This is a genomic window from Sphingomonas sp. FUKUSWIS1, from assembly GCF_000733135.1.
Classification (GTDB): Bacteria; Pseudomonadota; Alphaproteobacteria; order Sphingomonadales; family Sphingomonadaceae; genus Sphingomonas; species Sphingomonas aerolata.
This window is the reverse complement of sequence record NZ_JPJC01000092.1, coordinates 1-16,047: the sequence shown is the minus strand read 5'-3', so window position 1 is coordinate 16,047 and position 16,047 is coordinate 1. Positions and strand designations below refer to the sequence as shown.

Genomic DNA, 16,047 nt, shown 5'->3' with positions numbered 1-16,047 from the left:
ATGATCTCGAGCTCGGCGGCGATGCGAAGGCGGGAGTCTATGCGACGATCGGCTATATCGGCGACCGCTTCTCCGACGTCCAGAACGCGCAGGTGCTGCCGAGCTTTTACAAGCTCGACGCAGGGATCACGCTCGATCTGAACCGGCAGGTGCAGTTCCAGGTGATCGGTGACAATCTGACCGACGAGATCGGGCTGACCGAAGGCAATCCGCGCACGCTCGGATCGCAGGGCAGCGGCACGATCCTCGCAAGACCGATCGTGGGTCGCTCGATCCGGTTCGCCGCCGCGTTCAAGTTCTGACACAGCCAAGGGTGATCGATCCCGCCCCGTCGGGGGATCGATCACCCTGGCGAAATGGTTGCGATCTTCATGAAAACCCTTTGCCGTTTTGCCGCCCTGGCCTCGGTCGCCGCGATGGCGCCTGCCCAGACCGCTCCGTCCCGACCGACTGCATCCGCCGCGAAGGCCCAGTCGCCCGCCGATATCTATGGCCCGCTGTTCCAGGCCGTGCAGCAGGGTCACGTCTTCGCGGACGGCAAGACGTTCGTCGATGCCGTCCCCAAGCGCGCGGCCGCGGCGATCATGGCGGACTATGCGCGGACCAGACCCGCCGGCCCGGCGCTGAAGGCGTTCGTGCTCGCCAATTTCGTGGTGCCCGGCGAGAACGACCGGGGCTCGGGCGATCTGAGGTCGCATGTCCGGGCCTTGTGGCCGCAACTCGTCCGTCAGCCGGTCGCCCCCGTCGCAGGCAGCTCCGCCCTGCCGCTGCCGGCGCCCTATGTCGTACCGGGCGGGCGCTTCCGCGAAATCTATTACTGGGACAGCTATTTCACGATGCTCGGGCTGAAGGTCGACGGCAAGCAGCCGCTCGTCGAATCGATGCTCGACGATTTCACCAGCCTGATCGAGCGTTACGGGCACATCCCGAACGGGACGCGGACCTATTATCTCAGCCGTTCGCAGCCGCCTTATTACGCGCTGATGCTCGATCTCTCGACCAACACCGACCCCGGTGTCGCGAAGCGTCGGCTGGCGGCGTTGCGCGCCGAGCACGCCTTCTGGATGAAGGGCGCGACCTGCCTCGACGGCAACCCGGCCTGTCTCCGCGTCGTGCGGATGCCCGACGGCAGCGTGCTCAACCGCTATTATGACGACCGCGATACGCCGCGCGACGAATCCTATGCCGAGGACGTCGAGACCGCGGCCAGGGCGGCACCCCGCGCCGCCGCCGATACGCAGCGCAACCTGCGTGCGGGCGCGGAGAGCGGATGGGATTTCAGCTCACGCTGGCTCCGCGATCCCCGGTTGCTCGCCACAATCCACACCACCGACATCGTGCCCGTCGATCTCAACAGCCTGATCTGGGCGATGGAACGCCGTATCGCCGCACGCTGCCAGACCGCGGGCGACACCCCCTGCGTGACCGAATTCACGACCCTGGCGACCAAGCGCAAGACGGCGATCGACCGCTATCTCTGGCAGGCGACGACCGCGCGCTACGCCGACTGGGACCTGTCGTCGCGCAAGCCAACGACCAGCATCAATGCCGCGATGCTGCACCCGCTGTTCGTCGGGCTTGCGTCGCCGGCGCAGGCGAAGGCCGTCGCCGCGACGGTGCGCAAATCATTGGTCGCCGAGGGCGGCCTGCGCACGACGACGCTCAACACCGGGCAGCAATGGGACGAACCCAATGGCTGGGCACCGCTCCAATGGGTCGCGATCGCAGGGCTCGAGCGAAACGGCGAACCGGCGCTGGCCAAGGACATCGCCAGACGCTGGCTCGGGACGGTCGGCGCGGCCTATGCCGACACCGGCAAGATGCTCGAAAAGTATAATATCGAACAGCGCATACCGGGCGGGGGCGGCGAATATCCGGTCCAGGACGGGTTCGGCTGGACCAACGGCGTGACCAGCGCGATCCTCGATCGCTTCCCGGACCTGGCCCAGCCGTCGACCAGTGTTCGCAAATAGGCGCTCGGCAATAGGATCATTCTTGTCATCGGCCGCCTTTAACGCGACCTGTCGGCTTTGCAGGAGATGACGTTGGATATCGAGCAGTTCACCGGCGACGCAGCGATCACGGGGTCGGACGCGCTCATCGTCGTCGACCCGCAGATCGACTTCTGCCCGGGCGGCCGGCTGGCGGTTGCGGGCGGGAACGAGATCATGGCCGGGATCGAACGGCTCGCTCCGCGGTTCCGGCATGTCGTCGTAACGCAGGACTGGCATCCTGCGGGACACCAGTCCTTCGCGAGCGGCCACCCCGGTCGGCAGCCGTTCGATACCGTGCCGATGCCATATGGCGAGCAGGTCCTATGGCCCGATCACTGCGTCCAGGGAACCGCTGGTTCCGAGTTCCATCCCGACGTGCAGGGCACCATCCGCCGCGCTCACGTCATCGTTCGTAAGGGGTATAATTCGGAAATTGATTCCTATTCGGCCTTTTTCGAGAACGACAAGACGACGAGAACGGGGCTGGCCGGGTATCTGCGGGACAAGCAGGTCCGGCGGTGCGTGTTCGTTGGGCTGGCCTATGATTTCTGCGTCGCCTGGTCGGCACTCGATGCGCGGCGCGAGGGCTTCGAAGCGTCTATCCTGACGGACTACACGCGAGCGATCGCGATGCCGGCAGGTGATGGAACGACAGTCGACGTGGCTGAAGCGCAGTTCCGCGCAGCCGGCGTCCGGTTGATATAGACTTCAAAATGGCGCGGAAGGATGGTCACGTGTCGACGCCGCGCACGCTCCCTACCCTTTCCGTGCCTGATATTACCGGCGTCCACCCTTTGGTCGGCCGAGCGCGACGACGATACCAGCGCCGACAACACCCAGCATCACAACCGCGGGGTGAAGCTTTTGCACCTGCAGCACGCTGCTCGATGTGCGCGCGTGGACATGCTGGGTCCCGCGCAGCGCATCAGCCCGCGGATCATAGAGATTGTCGCGGCGTGCCGGATCACCGGGATCCCCGGGCTTCTGCTGCGCGAACGTGCCGACCAGTTCCATGATCCGGTCGCTCACCCGCGGTGCGGAGCGCGAGAGAAGCGAGGCCAGCCGCCCGCCACCGCCAGCATACAGCGTCCGCCGCGGCGTCTCGCAAGCGAACAGCACCGCGTCGGCGACGACGGAGGGGGTGTAGAGCGGCGGTGGCAGGCGCGGTGGCTGATCCATGAAATTGCGCGCATGTTCGGGAAATGGCGTGTCGATCGCGCCGGGCTTGATCAGCGTGACCGAGATGCCGGCCCCCTCCTGCTCGAGCTCCATCCGCAACGTGTCCGTCAGCGCCTGCACCGCATGCTTGGTCGCGCCATAGGGCCCCTGCTCGACGATCGCGCGGTCGCTGAGGATCGAGCCGATGTTGACGATCGCGCCGCCTCGCTCGCGCAGATGGCGGGCCGCGACCAGCGATCCGTGCAGCACGCCAAAATAATTGACGTCGAACACCTGCCGGTGATCGGCGACCGGCACCTGATCGAGCGTGCCGTACGTGCCTGTCGCGGCATTGTTCACCCAGCTGTCGAAGCCGCCGAACGCCGTGAGCGCAACGGCGGCGACACGCTTGACCGCGGCCATGTCGCTGACGTCGGCGACGCAGACCGCAATGCGTCCGCCATCGGCCGACAGACGGGCGCGGAGGGCCTCGAGCGCGGCGTCGTTCCGCGCGGTCGCGACCACGGCCGCACCGCGTTGCACGGCGGCCTCGACGATTGCGAGGCCGTTGCCGCTGGTCGCGCCGGTAACGACGATGACCTGATCGCGAAGGAGTTTCAGTGTGACGGCCATGGCGATCAGCGTCCCAGCGGCGACTGGGCGTAATCGGCAAGCAAGGCCGCGACATCGTCATAGATCGCGACCGCACCCGCGCCGTTCAGTTGCTCGTCGCTGAACTTGCCCGATCGGACCGCAACCGCGGCGATCCCGCATTTGGCCGCTGCCTCGATGTCATAGGGCGTGTCACCGACGACGATCACCTCTGAAGGATCGATCCCCGGCAGCGCCTTCAGCGCGGTCGCGAAAATGTCCGGGGCGGGTTTGGTGCGCTCGACGTCGTCGCTGCTCGTCGTCGCGTGGATCAGATCGCGCGCCTCGAGCAGCGCGATGTAATGGTCGAGCTCCGATCCCGACGCGGACGAGGCGAGCACGACCTGCTGCCCCAGGCCATGCGCGTGCGCCAGCAGATCATGCGCGCGAGCGAACGGCTTGGCAGTGGCGAGATATTTTGCCTTGAAGATCTCGCCGTGCGTACCGCCGAGTTTCTCCTGCTCCTCCGCGTCGGCATCGGGCAACAGGGTGGGCACGAGCATGTCGGTCCCCTTGCCAATCTGATCGTGGATCACTTGCCGGTCGAAGGACGCCCCGACACCTGCGAAGGCCTCCTCCCAGGCGAGGACATGCATGTCATTGGTATCGACCAGCGTGCCGTCGATATCGAAAAGGATGGCCTTGATTTGCATAGTTCAATCCCGGGTCTGACGTCGTGTATTCGCCAACCAGCATGCCAGCGCCGTGACAGGCGTGGCGCTAAGCATCGGCAAGAGATGATGATATCCAAACGGTTGACTGTCCGAATTGGCCCCGTGGACGGCGAATTTGACGGTGCGCACTGCATTTAACCGAGCATCCAACCCTGTCTCCATCCTACCGCGACATCCTTTCGCACGCGGTTCTCGCTAGGAAGGACCCCCGAATGATCGTGGTTTGCGGTAAATTTCCAATGATAACCTATCTTTAGCCACCCTGATCAGGATCAATACAAAATATACCCGCCGATTTCCGGAAATCGTCAGGAACGATGAGGACGTTCGGATCGCTATGTCTCCATCAACATCCAAAGCTTGACGGCACGGCGCCCAACTGAAGCACGCTGACCAATGCCTTTGCTGGCATCGCTAAGGCTATCGTCCGGCGGGCTTGGTCTACTGCTTATTATTTTTGACGGCGTAATGTACTTTTCGAAAGTACGGCACGCCAATTACATGACGGAGACTTTCTGATGCGCGCACTGGTTTGGCATGGAAAAGGCGATGTCCGGGTCGATACTGTCGCGGACCCAGAGATCAAGCATCCGCGCGACGCGATCATCAAGGTATCATCTTGCGCGATCTGCGGTTCCGATCTTCATCTGCTCGACGGCTATCAGCCGACCATGCAGGCCGGGGACATTCTTGGTCATGAGAATATGGGCGTCGTCGTCGCACTGGGCTCCGAAGTCACCAACCTGAAGATCGGCGACCGCGTCGTCGTGCCGTTCACGATCAGCTGCGGCGATTGCTTTTTCTGCCGCAAGGGTCTGTTCTCGGCGTGCGAGCGGACCAACCCGAATGCCGAAATGGCGATCAAGGCGATGGGGCATTCGCCTGCCGGTTTGTTCGGCTTCAGCCATATGCTTGGCGGATATTGCGGTGGCCAGGCAGAGTATCTGCGCGTGCCGATGGCCGATATCGGCCCGATCAAGGTGCCGGACAACGTCACCGACGATCAGGCGCTGTTCCTCTCCGACATCTTCCCGACCGGCTATATGGCCGCCGAGAATGCGAACATCGAAGAGGGCGATACCGTGGCGATCTGGGGCTGCGGTCCGGTCGGCCAGTTCGCGATCCGATCGGCGCTGATGCTCGGCGCAGGCCGCGTGATCGCGATCGACGAAGTGCCCGAGCGTCTCGCGATGGCCGAGGCCGGCGGTGCGGAGACGATCAACTTCGCCGAGGTCGACAGCGTCTATGACGAACTCCAGTTCCGCACCAAGGGCCGCGGCCCGGACAGCTGCATCGACGCCGTCGGTGCAGAGGCTTCGGGTCATGGCGCGATGGATGCAGTGATCGACAAGGTGAAGGCGGCGACGTTCCTCGCTACCGACCGCGTGCATGTCCTGCGCGAGGCGATCATGAGCTGCCGGATGGGCGGCACGGTCTCGATCCCCGGCGTCTATGTCGGGATGGGCGACAAGATCCCGATCGGCGCGATGATGAACAAGGGGCTGACGATCAAGACCGGCCAGACGCATGTCCAGGCTTACACCAAGCCGCTGCTGGCGCGCATCGAAGCCGGCGATATCGACCCGAGCTTCGTCGTGACGCACCCGGCAAGCCTCGAGGATGCGCCGGAAATGTACCAGAAGTTCCGCGACAAGCAGGACGGCGTCATCAAGGTCGTGCTGCGGCCGTAACCCTGCCCCACCCCGGTCCGCTCGGCATGCCGATCGGGGTGGCCGCTTCCTATCCACGACCGTCACGAGGAGTTTCCATGAGCGACAAGGTTCATACCCCCGTCCCGGGCAATCCCGCGAGCAAGGGCGCGCCGGATGGCGTCTCGGAGTCGCCTCGCAGCGATACCGACGGCCGCGTTCACGGTCGCAGCGACGGCGGTGAGAGCGCGGGCGGCGCCTATCCCAACCCGCACGAAGGCAAGATCGACGCCGATACCAGCCCCGCGTCGCAGGGCGGCCAGACGGACATCGCCTATCATGGCGGCGGTCAGGCGGGTGAAGACGGGGGCAGCGCCGGCAACGCCGTCGCCGGCTCGCACGGCGGCGGCGGTACGACGATCGCGGCCGACCCCGATGCCGATCGGACCCCGCACTCGATCGCAGCCGAGCATGGCACGATCAAGGTCGTTGAGACGTCCGGTATCGCCGAGGCCGAGGCAACCGGCAAGGTCGGTACCGATGCGCGCTATGAGCACGAACAGGCAAAGCCCGGCGCCGGCTGACGCCAGGACGACACGCTACACCCTTATTCAACGTCAACCACGCCACCGGACGTTTCATCCGGTGGTCCAGCAAGGACCATCCCATGTCTGCACCCGAAGATCTGAAAGACATCTACACCGACGAGCTGAAGGACCTGTGGTCGGCGAACGACCAGATGAAGAAGGTCCTGAAGAAGATCACGTCGAAGGCCAGCGATGCCGCGCTGAAGGACATGCTGACCAAGTCGCAGGCGGATATCGAGAAGCATACCGACCTCCTCAAGGAGTTGATCGCGTCGAACGACGAGAAGGTCTCGAAGGAGCATTGCAAGGGTATGGAAGGGCTTGTGGCCGAAGCCACCAAGCATGTCGTCGAAGAGGGTCCGGCCAAGGGTCCGTTGCTCGATGTCATGATCATCGCCCAATATCAGCGGATGACGCATTACGGGATCGCCGGTTTTGGTACAGCCGCAGCCTATGCCAAGGCGCTGGGTCTCAAGGATGATCACAAGGCGCTGAACGCGGCCACCAAGGACATTTACGGTGGCGACGAATATATGACGAAGCTCGCCGAGACGAGCGTCAACATCGACGCCGAAGACGCCTGAAATGATCGCCCGCCGGCTCACCCCGGCGGGCGATGTCCTGCCCCGTAGACGACGGACGCGACAGTCATGACCACCTACCCCTTGAGCGAGCCGGCCCGGATCTTCGCTGACGCATCGTCCGCCGGCGCGACATCGACGGAAGTCGGACGCGGAACGCTCGAGGCATGCGTCGATATCGTCGCTGGTCTGTCGGAGGCGCGGCAGCGTTCCGTCGCCATCCACATGGACGATCTCGACCTCCGGTTCGATTCGCGGGAGATCGGCGAACTTCTCCACTACCTCCGTACGGAGAAACCGGGTCTTTCAAACGCGGAAATTACCGAGATCAAGGTCGCCGACCAGTAGCGACTAAGGCGCTCGCGGCGTTTCGCGATTGCCCTTACGCCCCGCGACTCCCGCATCACACGGGGTACGCTGTAGCCCGGCGGGGGCAGCCGGGGTAACATTGACCGTCGCTGTCTTTTGCGACCATCATCACCGCATGATCATCTCGCAGGCCGATGCGCGCCGCATTGCCCTTGCAGCCCAGGGGTTCGACCGTCCACCGCCTCCTCGGGTCACGGCAGCGCATGTCCGCAAGGTCGCCGATCGGACGGGCCTTATCCAGATCGACAGCGTCAACGTGCTGGCCCGCGCGCATTACCTGCCACTGTTTTCCCGGCTTGGCGGCTACGACCTGGCGCTGCTCGAGCGCGCCGCCTGGGGTCCAAAGCCGCATCGCCGGTTCTTCGAATATTGGGCGCATGAGGCGTCGCTGCTGCCGCTCGAGCTTCATCCGCTGCTGCAATGGCGGATGGCCCGCGCTGAACGAGGCGAGATCGGCTACGCCGCGCTTCGCCGCTTTGCGACAAAGCATTGTAGCGAAGCCGACGCCGTATTGGCCCGCATCGCAGCCGAGGGCCCCCTGACCGCCGCCGATTTCGAAAACGGGACGAGCCGCAGCGGCTGGTGGGAATGGAGCGACGTCAAGCACGCGCTCGAATGGCTGTTCTGGTCGGGCCGGATTACCACGGCGACACGGCGGGGCAGTTTCGCGCGGGTCTATGACCTGCCCGAGCGTGTCCTGCCCCCTGCCGTGCTCGCCCTGCCCACGCCGAGCGTTGCCGAGGCGCAGCGGGCGCTGATCGAACGGAGCGCCCGCGCGCTCGGCATAGCGACCGCTGCCGAGCTGCGTGATTATTTCCGGCTGAAACCCGTCGAGGCGGATCATGCCATTGCCGATCTGGTCGAGGATCAGGTGTTGATGCCGGTCCGCGTGGATGGCTGGAGCCAGAAGGTCTGGCTCCACCGTGACGCCGCTATGCCCCACCGGGTGCGCGGGGCGGCCTTGCTGGCGCCCTTCGATCCGCTGATCTGGGAACGCGGCCGCACCGAACGGCTGTTCGGCTTCCGGTATCGTATCGAGATCTATGTGCCGCAGGCGCAACGCACTCACGGCTATTATGTGCTGCCCTTCCTGATGGACGAGGCGTTGGTCGCGCGGGTCGATCTCAAGGCGGACCGGCAAGCGGGCGTGCTGCTGGCAAAACGCATAACGCTCGAACCGGGGGCGCCCGACGACACGCTGCCCCGCCTGCACGTCGAGTTGGAGCGGATGGCGCAATGGCTCGGCCTGTCGGACGTTCGTGTCGGCGAGATCATCCGCCCCGCGTGATGCAGGATGCCGCGATCGCAGGATTGCCGCCAAAGGTCAGTGCCGGGTTCGATCAGAATGTCACGACCACACTGACGGTATCCTGGTAGCTTCCCGCCGCCGGCGAGACCTGCGCCTGATTGATCCTGGCAACATAGGGGTAGGTCCTGACCGGGGTCAGGCTGCCCGTTCCGGGACTTGCGCCGGTAAGCGGGTTGGCTTCGTTCCAGACGGTGACGCCATCCGCATGATAGATCTGATACTGCAACGTCGCGCCCGCGCCGCTGGTCATCTGCCGCCACGCCGCACCTGTGCCGGCACCGCCGGGTGTGAAGCCGATCCGGTAGACGGCGTCGCGGGTACAATCGATCTGGACGGCCGAGGTCACCGCACCGAACTGCGTGACGAGCGCCGCACTGCCGAAGGACAGGTCGGGCGCGGCGATCTTGCAGTCGTTGCCGACCACCAGCGTCACCTGAAGCGTTACGACGACCTTCCCGCTATCATAGCCCGAACAGACAAGGCTCAGCACATTCACCCCGTTGCAGACGCTATAGTCCCATTGCACCGTCAGTGTGTCGCTATAGGTCCCGGCAGCCACATTGGGAGCCGCCGTCAATCGCGCGAACAACGGCGTGGTGAAACTGCTGCCACCGCCCTGCACCGCCAGCAGGCTGCCGCTCATATAGTTGACGGTCGATCCCTGCGTGAACGGCGTGGTGCCGCTGGCATCGGCCGACACCTGATAGGCGATCGCTTCGGCGCCTTTGACCAGGCGAAACTGGTTGAGGCTGGTGATGGTCGCGCGCGCCGAATTGCCGCCGATCAGGGTCAGCGCCGAACCCGTGCAGGAAAGACCGGCGGATCCGGCAACCTGCGGCACCGTGCCCCCTCGCACGTCGTACGACGACACCGGCGAGAAGGTGAGTGCCCCGGACGATGTCGTGCAGGCGGCGAATGCAGGGCCCGTGACGATGCTCAGGACCACCAGTGCAAAGAATAGCCGCAGCGACGCCATCACCGGCACGAGACCGGCCCTATCTGTGACAGCGCCGCGACGTCTGCGGAGACGCCGAACGTCGCCTGGCACACCGTCCCGTCCGACGTCAGCGCGGAGAGCGACACCTGTTCGCCGACATCCTCCAGATACGCGATGCCGTCCCAGCCGATGGCGACGTCGGGATGCCCCTCACGCCGGACGCGACCGCCCGGCTTGAGCGCCGCCCCGTTCCTGTCGACGAGCACCGCAAGGATGTTGCGCGTCATGCGGACGTTCAGACGCACGACGGCGCCACTGCCCTGTCGCACGGCAACCCGCTGCTCCACCGCGGATGCGACATGGTTCTCCGACAGCGACAGCGTATCGATCGCGAAGCGGACGGGAAGATAGGGCACGACATTGGGCACGAAGAGATGGCCCTTGCGGTTCGTCACGCCGACCGGCTGGTTTTCATAGCTGACGCCAACGCCCGCCACGCCAGTCTCGACGACCGCGAAGGCATCGCTCGCCTGATTGGCGACGAACAGGCCGCCGTCCATCGCCACGATCGAACCCGATGCGCCGATCCAGGCCGAGCTGCGCGCCTGGGCCGTCGCGCCCCCGGCCTGCACTTCGATGAAGGGCGCGCGCCATGTCCCGGTCACCTGCCCCGATGCGGGCCCCCGGCTTGCCGCTGCTATCCCGGCGTCGATGCCAAGGCCGCCATCGGTCGGCGTCGCCCGGGTATAACCGACCTGATAGAGATTGCGCCCGGCCGAACGGCTGATCCCGCCGCTGGCCGCATTGCGTCCGAAGGGGATGAACAGCCGGAGCTGGGCGCTAGTCGCGCCCCGTTCGAAATCGCGATCCGCGGTCACGAACAGGTTCGCGCGCGATCCGACCGGACGGCCATAGGACAAGGACAGCAGGCGCGAACGTAGCGTGAGCCCGTCGACCGATCCCAAGGTTCGCCCCGAAATATACGCAGCCCCCAACGTGCCCAGCCGCGCCAGATTGACGTTCGCGATCGCGCGATAGGTTCGCCGCCGTGTCGCGGGATTTGCGAGGTCGAAGCTGGCGAGCTCGCGAAAGCCCCTGCTGCGATCGTCATATTGCGCGGCAACGCTGAAGTGACGCGCGGTATAGCTGTAGCCGAGCGACCAGCGATGACCCGCGGCCTGACCCAAGCGCGACGCACTGACCGACAGCGCGACGGTGCCAAATCGCCACGGCGCCACCACGAGCCCGCCCCCGATCTGCCGAAGCCGGGCGGTCGCCTCGGCATGTGCCTCCAGTGTCAGGAACGACGTCATGCCGCGTCGGATCGAGCCATTGGCGGCGAGCGTGCCGTAATCGAAGTTGCGGATGCCATAGCCTTGGCGGATGGCGCCGGCTTCGGCTGCAAAATCGGTGAGCCCGGCGCGCAGCAGCGTCGACGAGACGTAGAAGGGAATAGTGGTCGCGATCTGTCGACCCACGGCGTCCGTCGTGACGATCACGGCCTCGCCAGCGCCGTTGATCACCGGGACATCCTGCAGCACGAACCGACCGGGCGCGACGTCTGCACCCTGCTGCCGATAGCCGTCGACGAACAGGTCCACCGCCGACGGCACCGCCGCCTTGCCCGCAAAGCTCGGCAACGGCATCGTCAACAGGTCCGGCCGCGTATTGAAATCGCGCGTGAGCTGCAGGCCACCCAGCCGGACGGACGTGCTCCAGGGCAAGGACCGCGTGATCAGGTCACCCGCCGTGACGGTCAGCACGCGATCCTCGTTGATGATTTTCGCATGCGTATCGTAGCGCAGATAACCGCCGATGCCGGACCCGACCCGCAGCACGCCGGAATTGGACAGCGTCGCGATCGGCCCGAAGACCCGCTGTTCGGACCATAAGGAGGCAAGGGAGCCTCCGTCGGCGCGCTGCGCGTAAAACTGGTAGTTGACCATCGCGCCCCAGCTGGCGAGCGTGGCGGCGCGAGGCCTTCCACCCGCGGCGATCCGGGTGGTCGGCAGATAGTCGGGCGCGGTTTCGAGATGGAGCGTCTGGAGCGCGGCGTCATAGCGGGCGCGGGTGTGCGGCAGCGACGCGACGTCGCGCTCCGTCCCGCCGCCCTCCGCACCGCCGCCCTCCCCCTCGAGCGTCACGCCATTTCGGCTGAGCGCCTCCGCCGGCACGAGCATGCGTGTGCCGACGATCCGCAGCGGCACCAGATCGCCGGTGGCACGGCCATTCACGACCAGCTCGACGAACAGCTGCTGCACCGGGTCACCCGCGCGTGCCATTTGTGGCAGGCAGACCAGAATGGTCGTCAGCAGGAGCGAACCGCGGATCATGGCGTATCGGACGGATCAACGCGCGGCAATGCGCTGATCGGCGCCATTGACGTTTGCCATCAGCGGACTGATGTCCGGGACACCTTCCGGCACCGGCCAGCGCATGGTCTGCCCCGCAAGAACATAACCCGCGAGCCCCGAAGCAAGACTGGTCTTCTTGTCGTCCGCCGTCCGGATGTCGACCAGGCGCGCGTGCAGCATGCCGGTATTGCGGATCGCCAGCATCCGACCGCTGCCGCTCCGTTCCAACGTCGCGGTCAGCTCCGGCTTGGCTGCGTTGACGGACCCCGCATAGGTGAAGAGCGGAACCGAATAGCGCATCTGTACCGCAAGCTCGGCCGCCGGCAGCCGGCTCGCATTCGGCGCGTTCGCGGTGGGGATTTCGTCGATCAACAGGCGGTAGCTGCGCTCCACCGGGCCGGTCTGGTCGTTCGCCGCAATAGCAGGCCGCTCGCGCCGCAGCACACGGATCATCTGCCGTTCCCCCGCCGGGATGACTGCGATCGGCGGGCTGGCAACGACCTCGTCCTGATCATCGTACAGATCGCCCTGCGGCCCCTGCGACCAGCGCAAAGTCCGGACCTGCATCGTGATCGGTTCGTTACCCTTGTTCTCGATCCACAGCGCGGTCGCGCGCTCCGTGGCGGCGATTTTCGGATCGACTGGCCAGATGATGACCGCCGCGGCGCGACTTGTGCCGGGCAGCAGGAGGAGCGGTGAGACGATGGCGGTCAACATACGCAGGATCTTCATGACTTGTCCTCGCTGCATCACCAGGTGACGGTGATGCGAACCACATCGGAATATCGCCCCGCCGCCACGCCGCGCTGGACGACGGCACGGGCCTGTACGGGAACGGACAGTCGCGACGTGCCGATCGGAAATGCCAGCGCGATCGCCTGCGACGTCCAGGGCGTCTGACTGCCATTCGCGAACAGCTGATAGGGCATGCGATCGGCAGGCCGGGTCGCGTGGACGAGCTGGCGCACACCGTTGGCGGGCTGAGTGCCGTTGTCCGCGGTGAGGGTGACGCTCATTCCCGGGGTGCAGTCGATCTGCAATCCGGCGGCAACCGCGGTGACCAGGCTGCCTTGCGCGGCTCCCCCATCGACCCCGTTCACCGACCCGAGGTCGATCGATCCCCAACTGCCCCCGGTGTCGGCGCTGATCGCGCAACCATTGGCGATGACCGCGCCGACCCTGAAGGTGCGGCTGGTCTCCGCCATGCTCCCCGACGCACAGCCCGCAGCCGTCGACACGGCAATGAGAGCCCGGACGGCGCGCACCGCCGCTACCAGCTGAGCGTCACCTGTACCGTATCGGTATAGGTGCCCGCCGGCAGCGCCAGGCCATTGCTCGACGCACGGGCATAGATCGGCAGCGTCAACGCCGAGGTGGCTGCGGTGCCGAGGCTGATCTGCCTGCCGATGGTGATTTCGTCCTGCCGCGACGCGTCCATATACAGCCGATACGCGACGGTCTGCCCCAGATAGGCCAGCTGACGGACATTGCCCGCGTCGTTCGCGCCCGCCCCGACCGTGACCTTCGGCGCGAGGCCCGGCGTGCACAACACCGTGACCGCATTCGTGCCACCCTGCGCGACCATCGTCGCATCGGCGTTGCCGAAGACGCCCGACTGATCGGCAAAGGCGATCGTCCCGATCCGCCCCATGGTCGCGGCGCTGTTGCCGCCATTCACCGCACAGGCCGCGAGGATGTTCAGGGACACGCCGATCGTGCCGCTGGCGGTTTGTGCGTGTGTCGATGTCGCCCCGCCGGACGCCGCGATCATGCCGACCGCAATGCCCAGAACCCTGCTCGTCATCTTACGATTGATCATGATAAAACAGCCCTCCATTTGGGCTGTTCTCAATGGTCGCCAGTTAACAGGATGTTGAACAACCGATCTGGCCGACGATAGCTTTCGATCCAACGATTATGACATGGTTCCAATAAGATGACGGCTTTCGTGGCCGGTCATTGAACACGCCCCGGTCTGACGGCCCAGAGGCCTCCTAATTCGGATTGCCGACCGGGATGACCGGATTGCCCTTGTAGCTGCCAAGCTTGACGTGGAGCACCTGCGCTCGATCGGTGAAGTTGATCCCGTAGTCGGTCTGATCGCCGTTCAGCACACGGTCGAACACCCAGTGCCCCTGCGCGTCGTAATGCCCCTCCTCGACCCGATCGTAGAGCATCGAACGCCCGCTGTTCGCATCCGCCAGCGCGAACGAGACGCGCGTATCGAATCCGGTCACGAGATATTCGTCGGGGCCGATCTCGGCGACAGCAAGACCGCCGGTCGGTTGGGGGTTGCCGGTCGGCTTGTCGGTGCCGAACTGATACTGGCCGAACGTCGCGGTGGCGCGGTACTTGCCGAGGTCCATGATCTGCTTGTGCTCGGCCTTCGGATCGGTCGGCTCGGCCACGCCCCAGGTCTTGCCGGCAAAGGCCAGCTTTGCCCATTCCCGCATCATCGGCTCGAACACGCGGTAGTTGCGCGCGAACAGCTCCATCGTCGGCGCGTCCAGCGTCTTCGCACCGAGCGGGAAGTTGTAATAGCCGCTATCGTCCATTCCGAACGGCGCGAAGCCGAGCCCGCCCTTGCCGACCACCGGATAGAAATATCGTGCAAACTCGGGCGCATTGCCCGTCTCCGGGATCAGCAGGGCGTTGTCGGCACGGCCGTAGAGCTTCAGATATTCGAGAAACGCGGCATGATCGCGCGCATAGATATCGGGCGCGACCAGATCGAGCGACGGCGCCGCGGCCTTGTACACGTCGATCACGTGATGGATCGGCCCACCGCTCGAATAGGTCGTTGCCGCCTGCCGTCCAAAGGCCGAGGCGAGCGCGGCATTGACGTACATCGGCACCGGCTTCACCGCCTTGCCCGCCGCCGCGATCTCCTCGATGTAGCGGGCGATCGACCAGGCGTGGAAATACTCGTCGGCATCGGCGCCGAACACCTGTTTCCAGCTGCCCGCGGGCTTGCGGAATTTTTTGAGCAACGCCGCCGGGACCGGACCGTCGAACAGCTTCTGCGCGACCGGCGAGAAATCGCGGACGCTGCCATAGGTACCGGCCTCATTCTCGGGCTGGACCATGATGACGGTGTTCTGCGGATCGGCGGCCTTCAGATGCTGCATCAGCTTGACGAAGGCGCGCTTGTCCGCCTCCAGCGTCGACCGATGCAGCGGCGACAGCGCATAATGCGTCTCCCCCTTGGCGTTCGTCATCCGCGGGAACCGCGCGTTGTCGAGCTTGACCCAGGCGGGCGCATAATTGGGCGAGGTATTCTTCCACGTCGCGAACCACAAAAGGACGAGGCGCACCTTGTTCTGCCGCGCCTCGGCGAGCAGCTGGTCGAGGAAGGAAAAGTCGAATTGCCCTTCGGTTCGCTCGATCTGCTCCCATGCGATCGGCACCTCGACCGTGTTGGCGTGCATCGCGTGGATCGTCGGCCAGACCTTGGGCAGCATCGCCGGATAATTGCTCGAATTATTGACCTGCGCGCCGAGCATCAGCCACGGCGCGCCATCGACCATCAGCGCGTGATGCCCGTCGCGGGTCACCAGCCGGGGTACCTCGGTCGCGGTCTGCGCGTGCGCGGTGCCGGCGAATAGCGTGGCGGCGAGGGTCAGACCGGCGAGTTTGCGGGAGGGGCGGAAGATCATGATGCAGTACCTCGAACGGGAAACGGGAAAGTCGGCACGGATCAGTCCTCGACGAAGACGAGGCCGCCCAGGCCCGATGCGACCGTGCCGTCGCTTTCGAGCAGGAGGGTGACGATCCGCTCGCCGGG

The 16,047-nt window shown here is 65.2% G+C and carries 15 protein-coding genes and 1 pseudogene; 8 read left to right on the top strand and 8 right to left on the bottom strand.

All coding sequences use genetic code 11. The features are described from left to right. From sphsw_RS19705 to sphsw_RS06720, 3 genes and pseudogenes are all read left to right on the top strand, one after another. Window positions 1–302, top strand: a pseudogene (locus tag sphsw_RS19705) (TonB-dependent receptor); the annotation flags it as partial. Window positions 303–371: 69 nt separating this feature from the next. Then, on the top strand, window positions 372–1,973 hold the full coding sequence (gene treF / locus sphsw_RS06725) for an alpha,alpha-trehalase TreF (protein WP_031439931.1): 1,602 nt from the start codon (window positions 372–374) through the stop codon (window positions 1,971–1,973). A 66-nt stretch (window positions 1,974–2,039) separates the two neighbouring features. Continuing rightward, complete coding sequence (locus sphsw_RS06720) at window positions 2,040–2,699, top strand: nicotinamidase (RefSeq protein ID WP_042466708.1); 660 nt, start codon at window positions 2,040–2,042, stop codon at window positions 2,697–2,699. 72 nt (window positions 2,700–2,771) lie between these two features. Here the strand turns inward: sphsw_RS06720 and sphsw_RS06715 are convergent, their stop codons facing one another. Then, window positions 2,772–3,785, bottom strand: coding sequence for an SDR family oxidoreductase (locus sphsw_RS06715; protein ID WP_031439929.1), 1,014 nt, complete (start codon window positions 3,783–3,785; stop codon window positions 2,772–2,774). Between the two features lie 5 nt (window positions 3,786–3,790). Further along, window positions 3,791–4,456, bottom strand: a complete 666-nt coding sequence (locus sphsw_RS06710; protein WP_031439928.1) for an HAD family hydrolase — start codon at window positions 4,454–4,456, stop codon at window positions 3,791–3,793. Between the two features lie 539 nt (window positions 4,457–4,995). Between sphsw_RS06710 and sphsw_RS06705 the strand changes: the two genes are divergently transcribed. The 5 genes from sphsw_RS06705 (at window position 4,996) to sphsw_RS06685 (ending at window position 8,951) form a co-directional block, all read left to right on the top strand. Further along, the gene (locus sphsw_RS06705) at window positions 4,996–6,168 is read left to right on the top strand and encodes a zinc-dependent alcohol dehydrogenase (protein WP_031395504.1); all 1,173 of its coding nucleotides are present in this window, start codon (window positions 4,996–4,998) and stop codon (window positions 6,166–6,168) included. A gap of 77 nt (window positions 6,169–6,245) precedes the next feature. Continuing rightward, window positions 6,246–6,710: a hypothetical protein gene (locus tag sphsw_RS06700; RefSeq protein WP_042466707.1), complete on the top strand. Its 465-nt coding sequence runs from the start codon at window positions 6,246–6,248 to the stop codon at window positions 6,708–6,710. A gap of 83 nt (window positions 6,711–6,793) precedes the next feature. Further along, entirely contained in the window at window positions 6,794–7,297 is a 504-nt protein-coding gene (locus tag sphsw_RS06695) for a ferritin-like domain-containing protein (RefSeq protein WP_031439927.1), read from the top strand. Window positions 7,298–7,363: 66 nt separating this feature from the next. Beyond that, entirely contained in the window at window positions 7,364–7,642 is a 279-nt protein-coding gene (locus sphsw_RS06690) for a hypothetical protein (protein ID WP_031439926.1), read from the top strand. A 136-nt stretch (window positions 7,643–7,778) separates the two neighbouring features. Continuing rightward, window positions 7,779–8,951: a winged helix-turn-helix domain-containing protein gene (locus sphsw_RS06685; RefSeq protein ID WP_031439925.1), complete on the top strand. Its 1,173-nt coding sequence runs from the start codon at window positions 7,779–7,781 to the stop codon at window positions 8,949–8,951. Between the two features lie 52 nt (window positions 8,952–9,003). Here sphsw_RS06685 and sphsw_RS06680 read toward each other — a convergent pair whose 3' ends face one another. From sphsw_RS06680 to sphsw_RS06655, 6 genes are all read right to left on the bottom strand, one after another. Then, entirely contained in the window at window positions 9,004–9,948 is a 945-nt protein-coding gene (locus sphsw_RS06680; RefSeq protein WP_031439924.1) for a Csu type fimbrial protein, read from the bottom strand. Continuing rightward, window positions 9,948–12,242 (bottom strand): fimbria/pilus outer membrane usher protein, encoded by a 2,295-nt coding sequence (locus sphsw_RS06675; RefSeq protein WP_042466706.1) that lies wholly within the window; start codon window positions 12,240–12,242, stop codon window positions 9,948–9,950. The genes sphsw_RS06680 and sphsw_RS06675 overlap by 1 nt, the downstream gene beginning before the upstream one ends. Before the next feature lie 15 nt (window positions 12,243–12,257). Further along, the gene (locus tag sphsw_RS06670; protein ID WP_052380863.1) at window positions 12,258–12,995 is read right to left on the bottom strand and encodes a fimbrial biogenesis chaperone; all 738 of its coding nucleotides are present in this window, start codon (window positions 12,993–12,995) and stop codon (window positions 12,258–12,260) included. A 17-nt stretch (window positions 12,996–13,012) separates the two neighbouring features. Next, entirely contained in the window at window positions 13,013–13,468 is a 456-nt protein-coding gene (locus sphsw_RS06665) for a spore coat protein U domain-containing protein (protein ID WP_031439921.1), read from the bottom strand. Between the two features lie 65 nt (window positions 13,469–13,533). Further along, entirely contained in the window at window positions 13,534–14,082 is a 549-nt protein-coding gene (locus tag sphsw_RS06660; protein WP_160172614.1) for a Csu type fimbrial protein, read from the bottom strand. A gap of 175 nt (window positions 14,083–14,257) precedes the next feature. Further along, complete coding sequence (locus sphsw_RS06655) at window positions 14,258–15,919, bottom strand: DUF5597 domain-containing protein (RefSeq protein WP_031439919.1); 1,662 nt, start codon at window positions 15,917–15,919, stop codon at window positions 14,258–14,260. Between the last annotated feature and the right edge of the window lie 128 nt (window positions 15,920–16,047).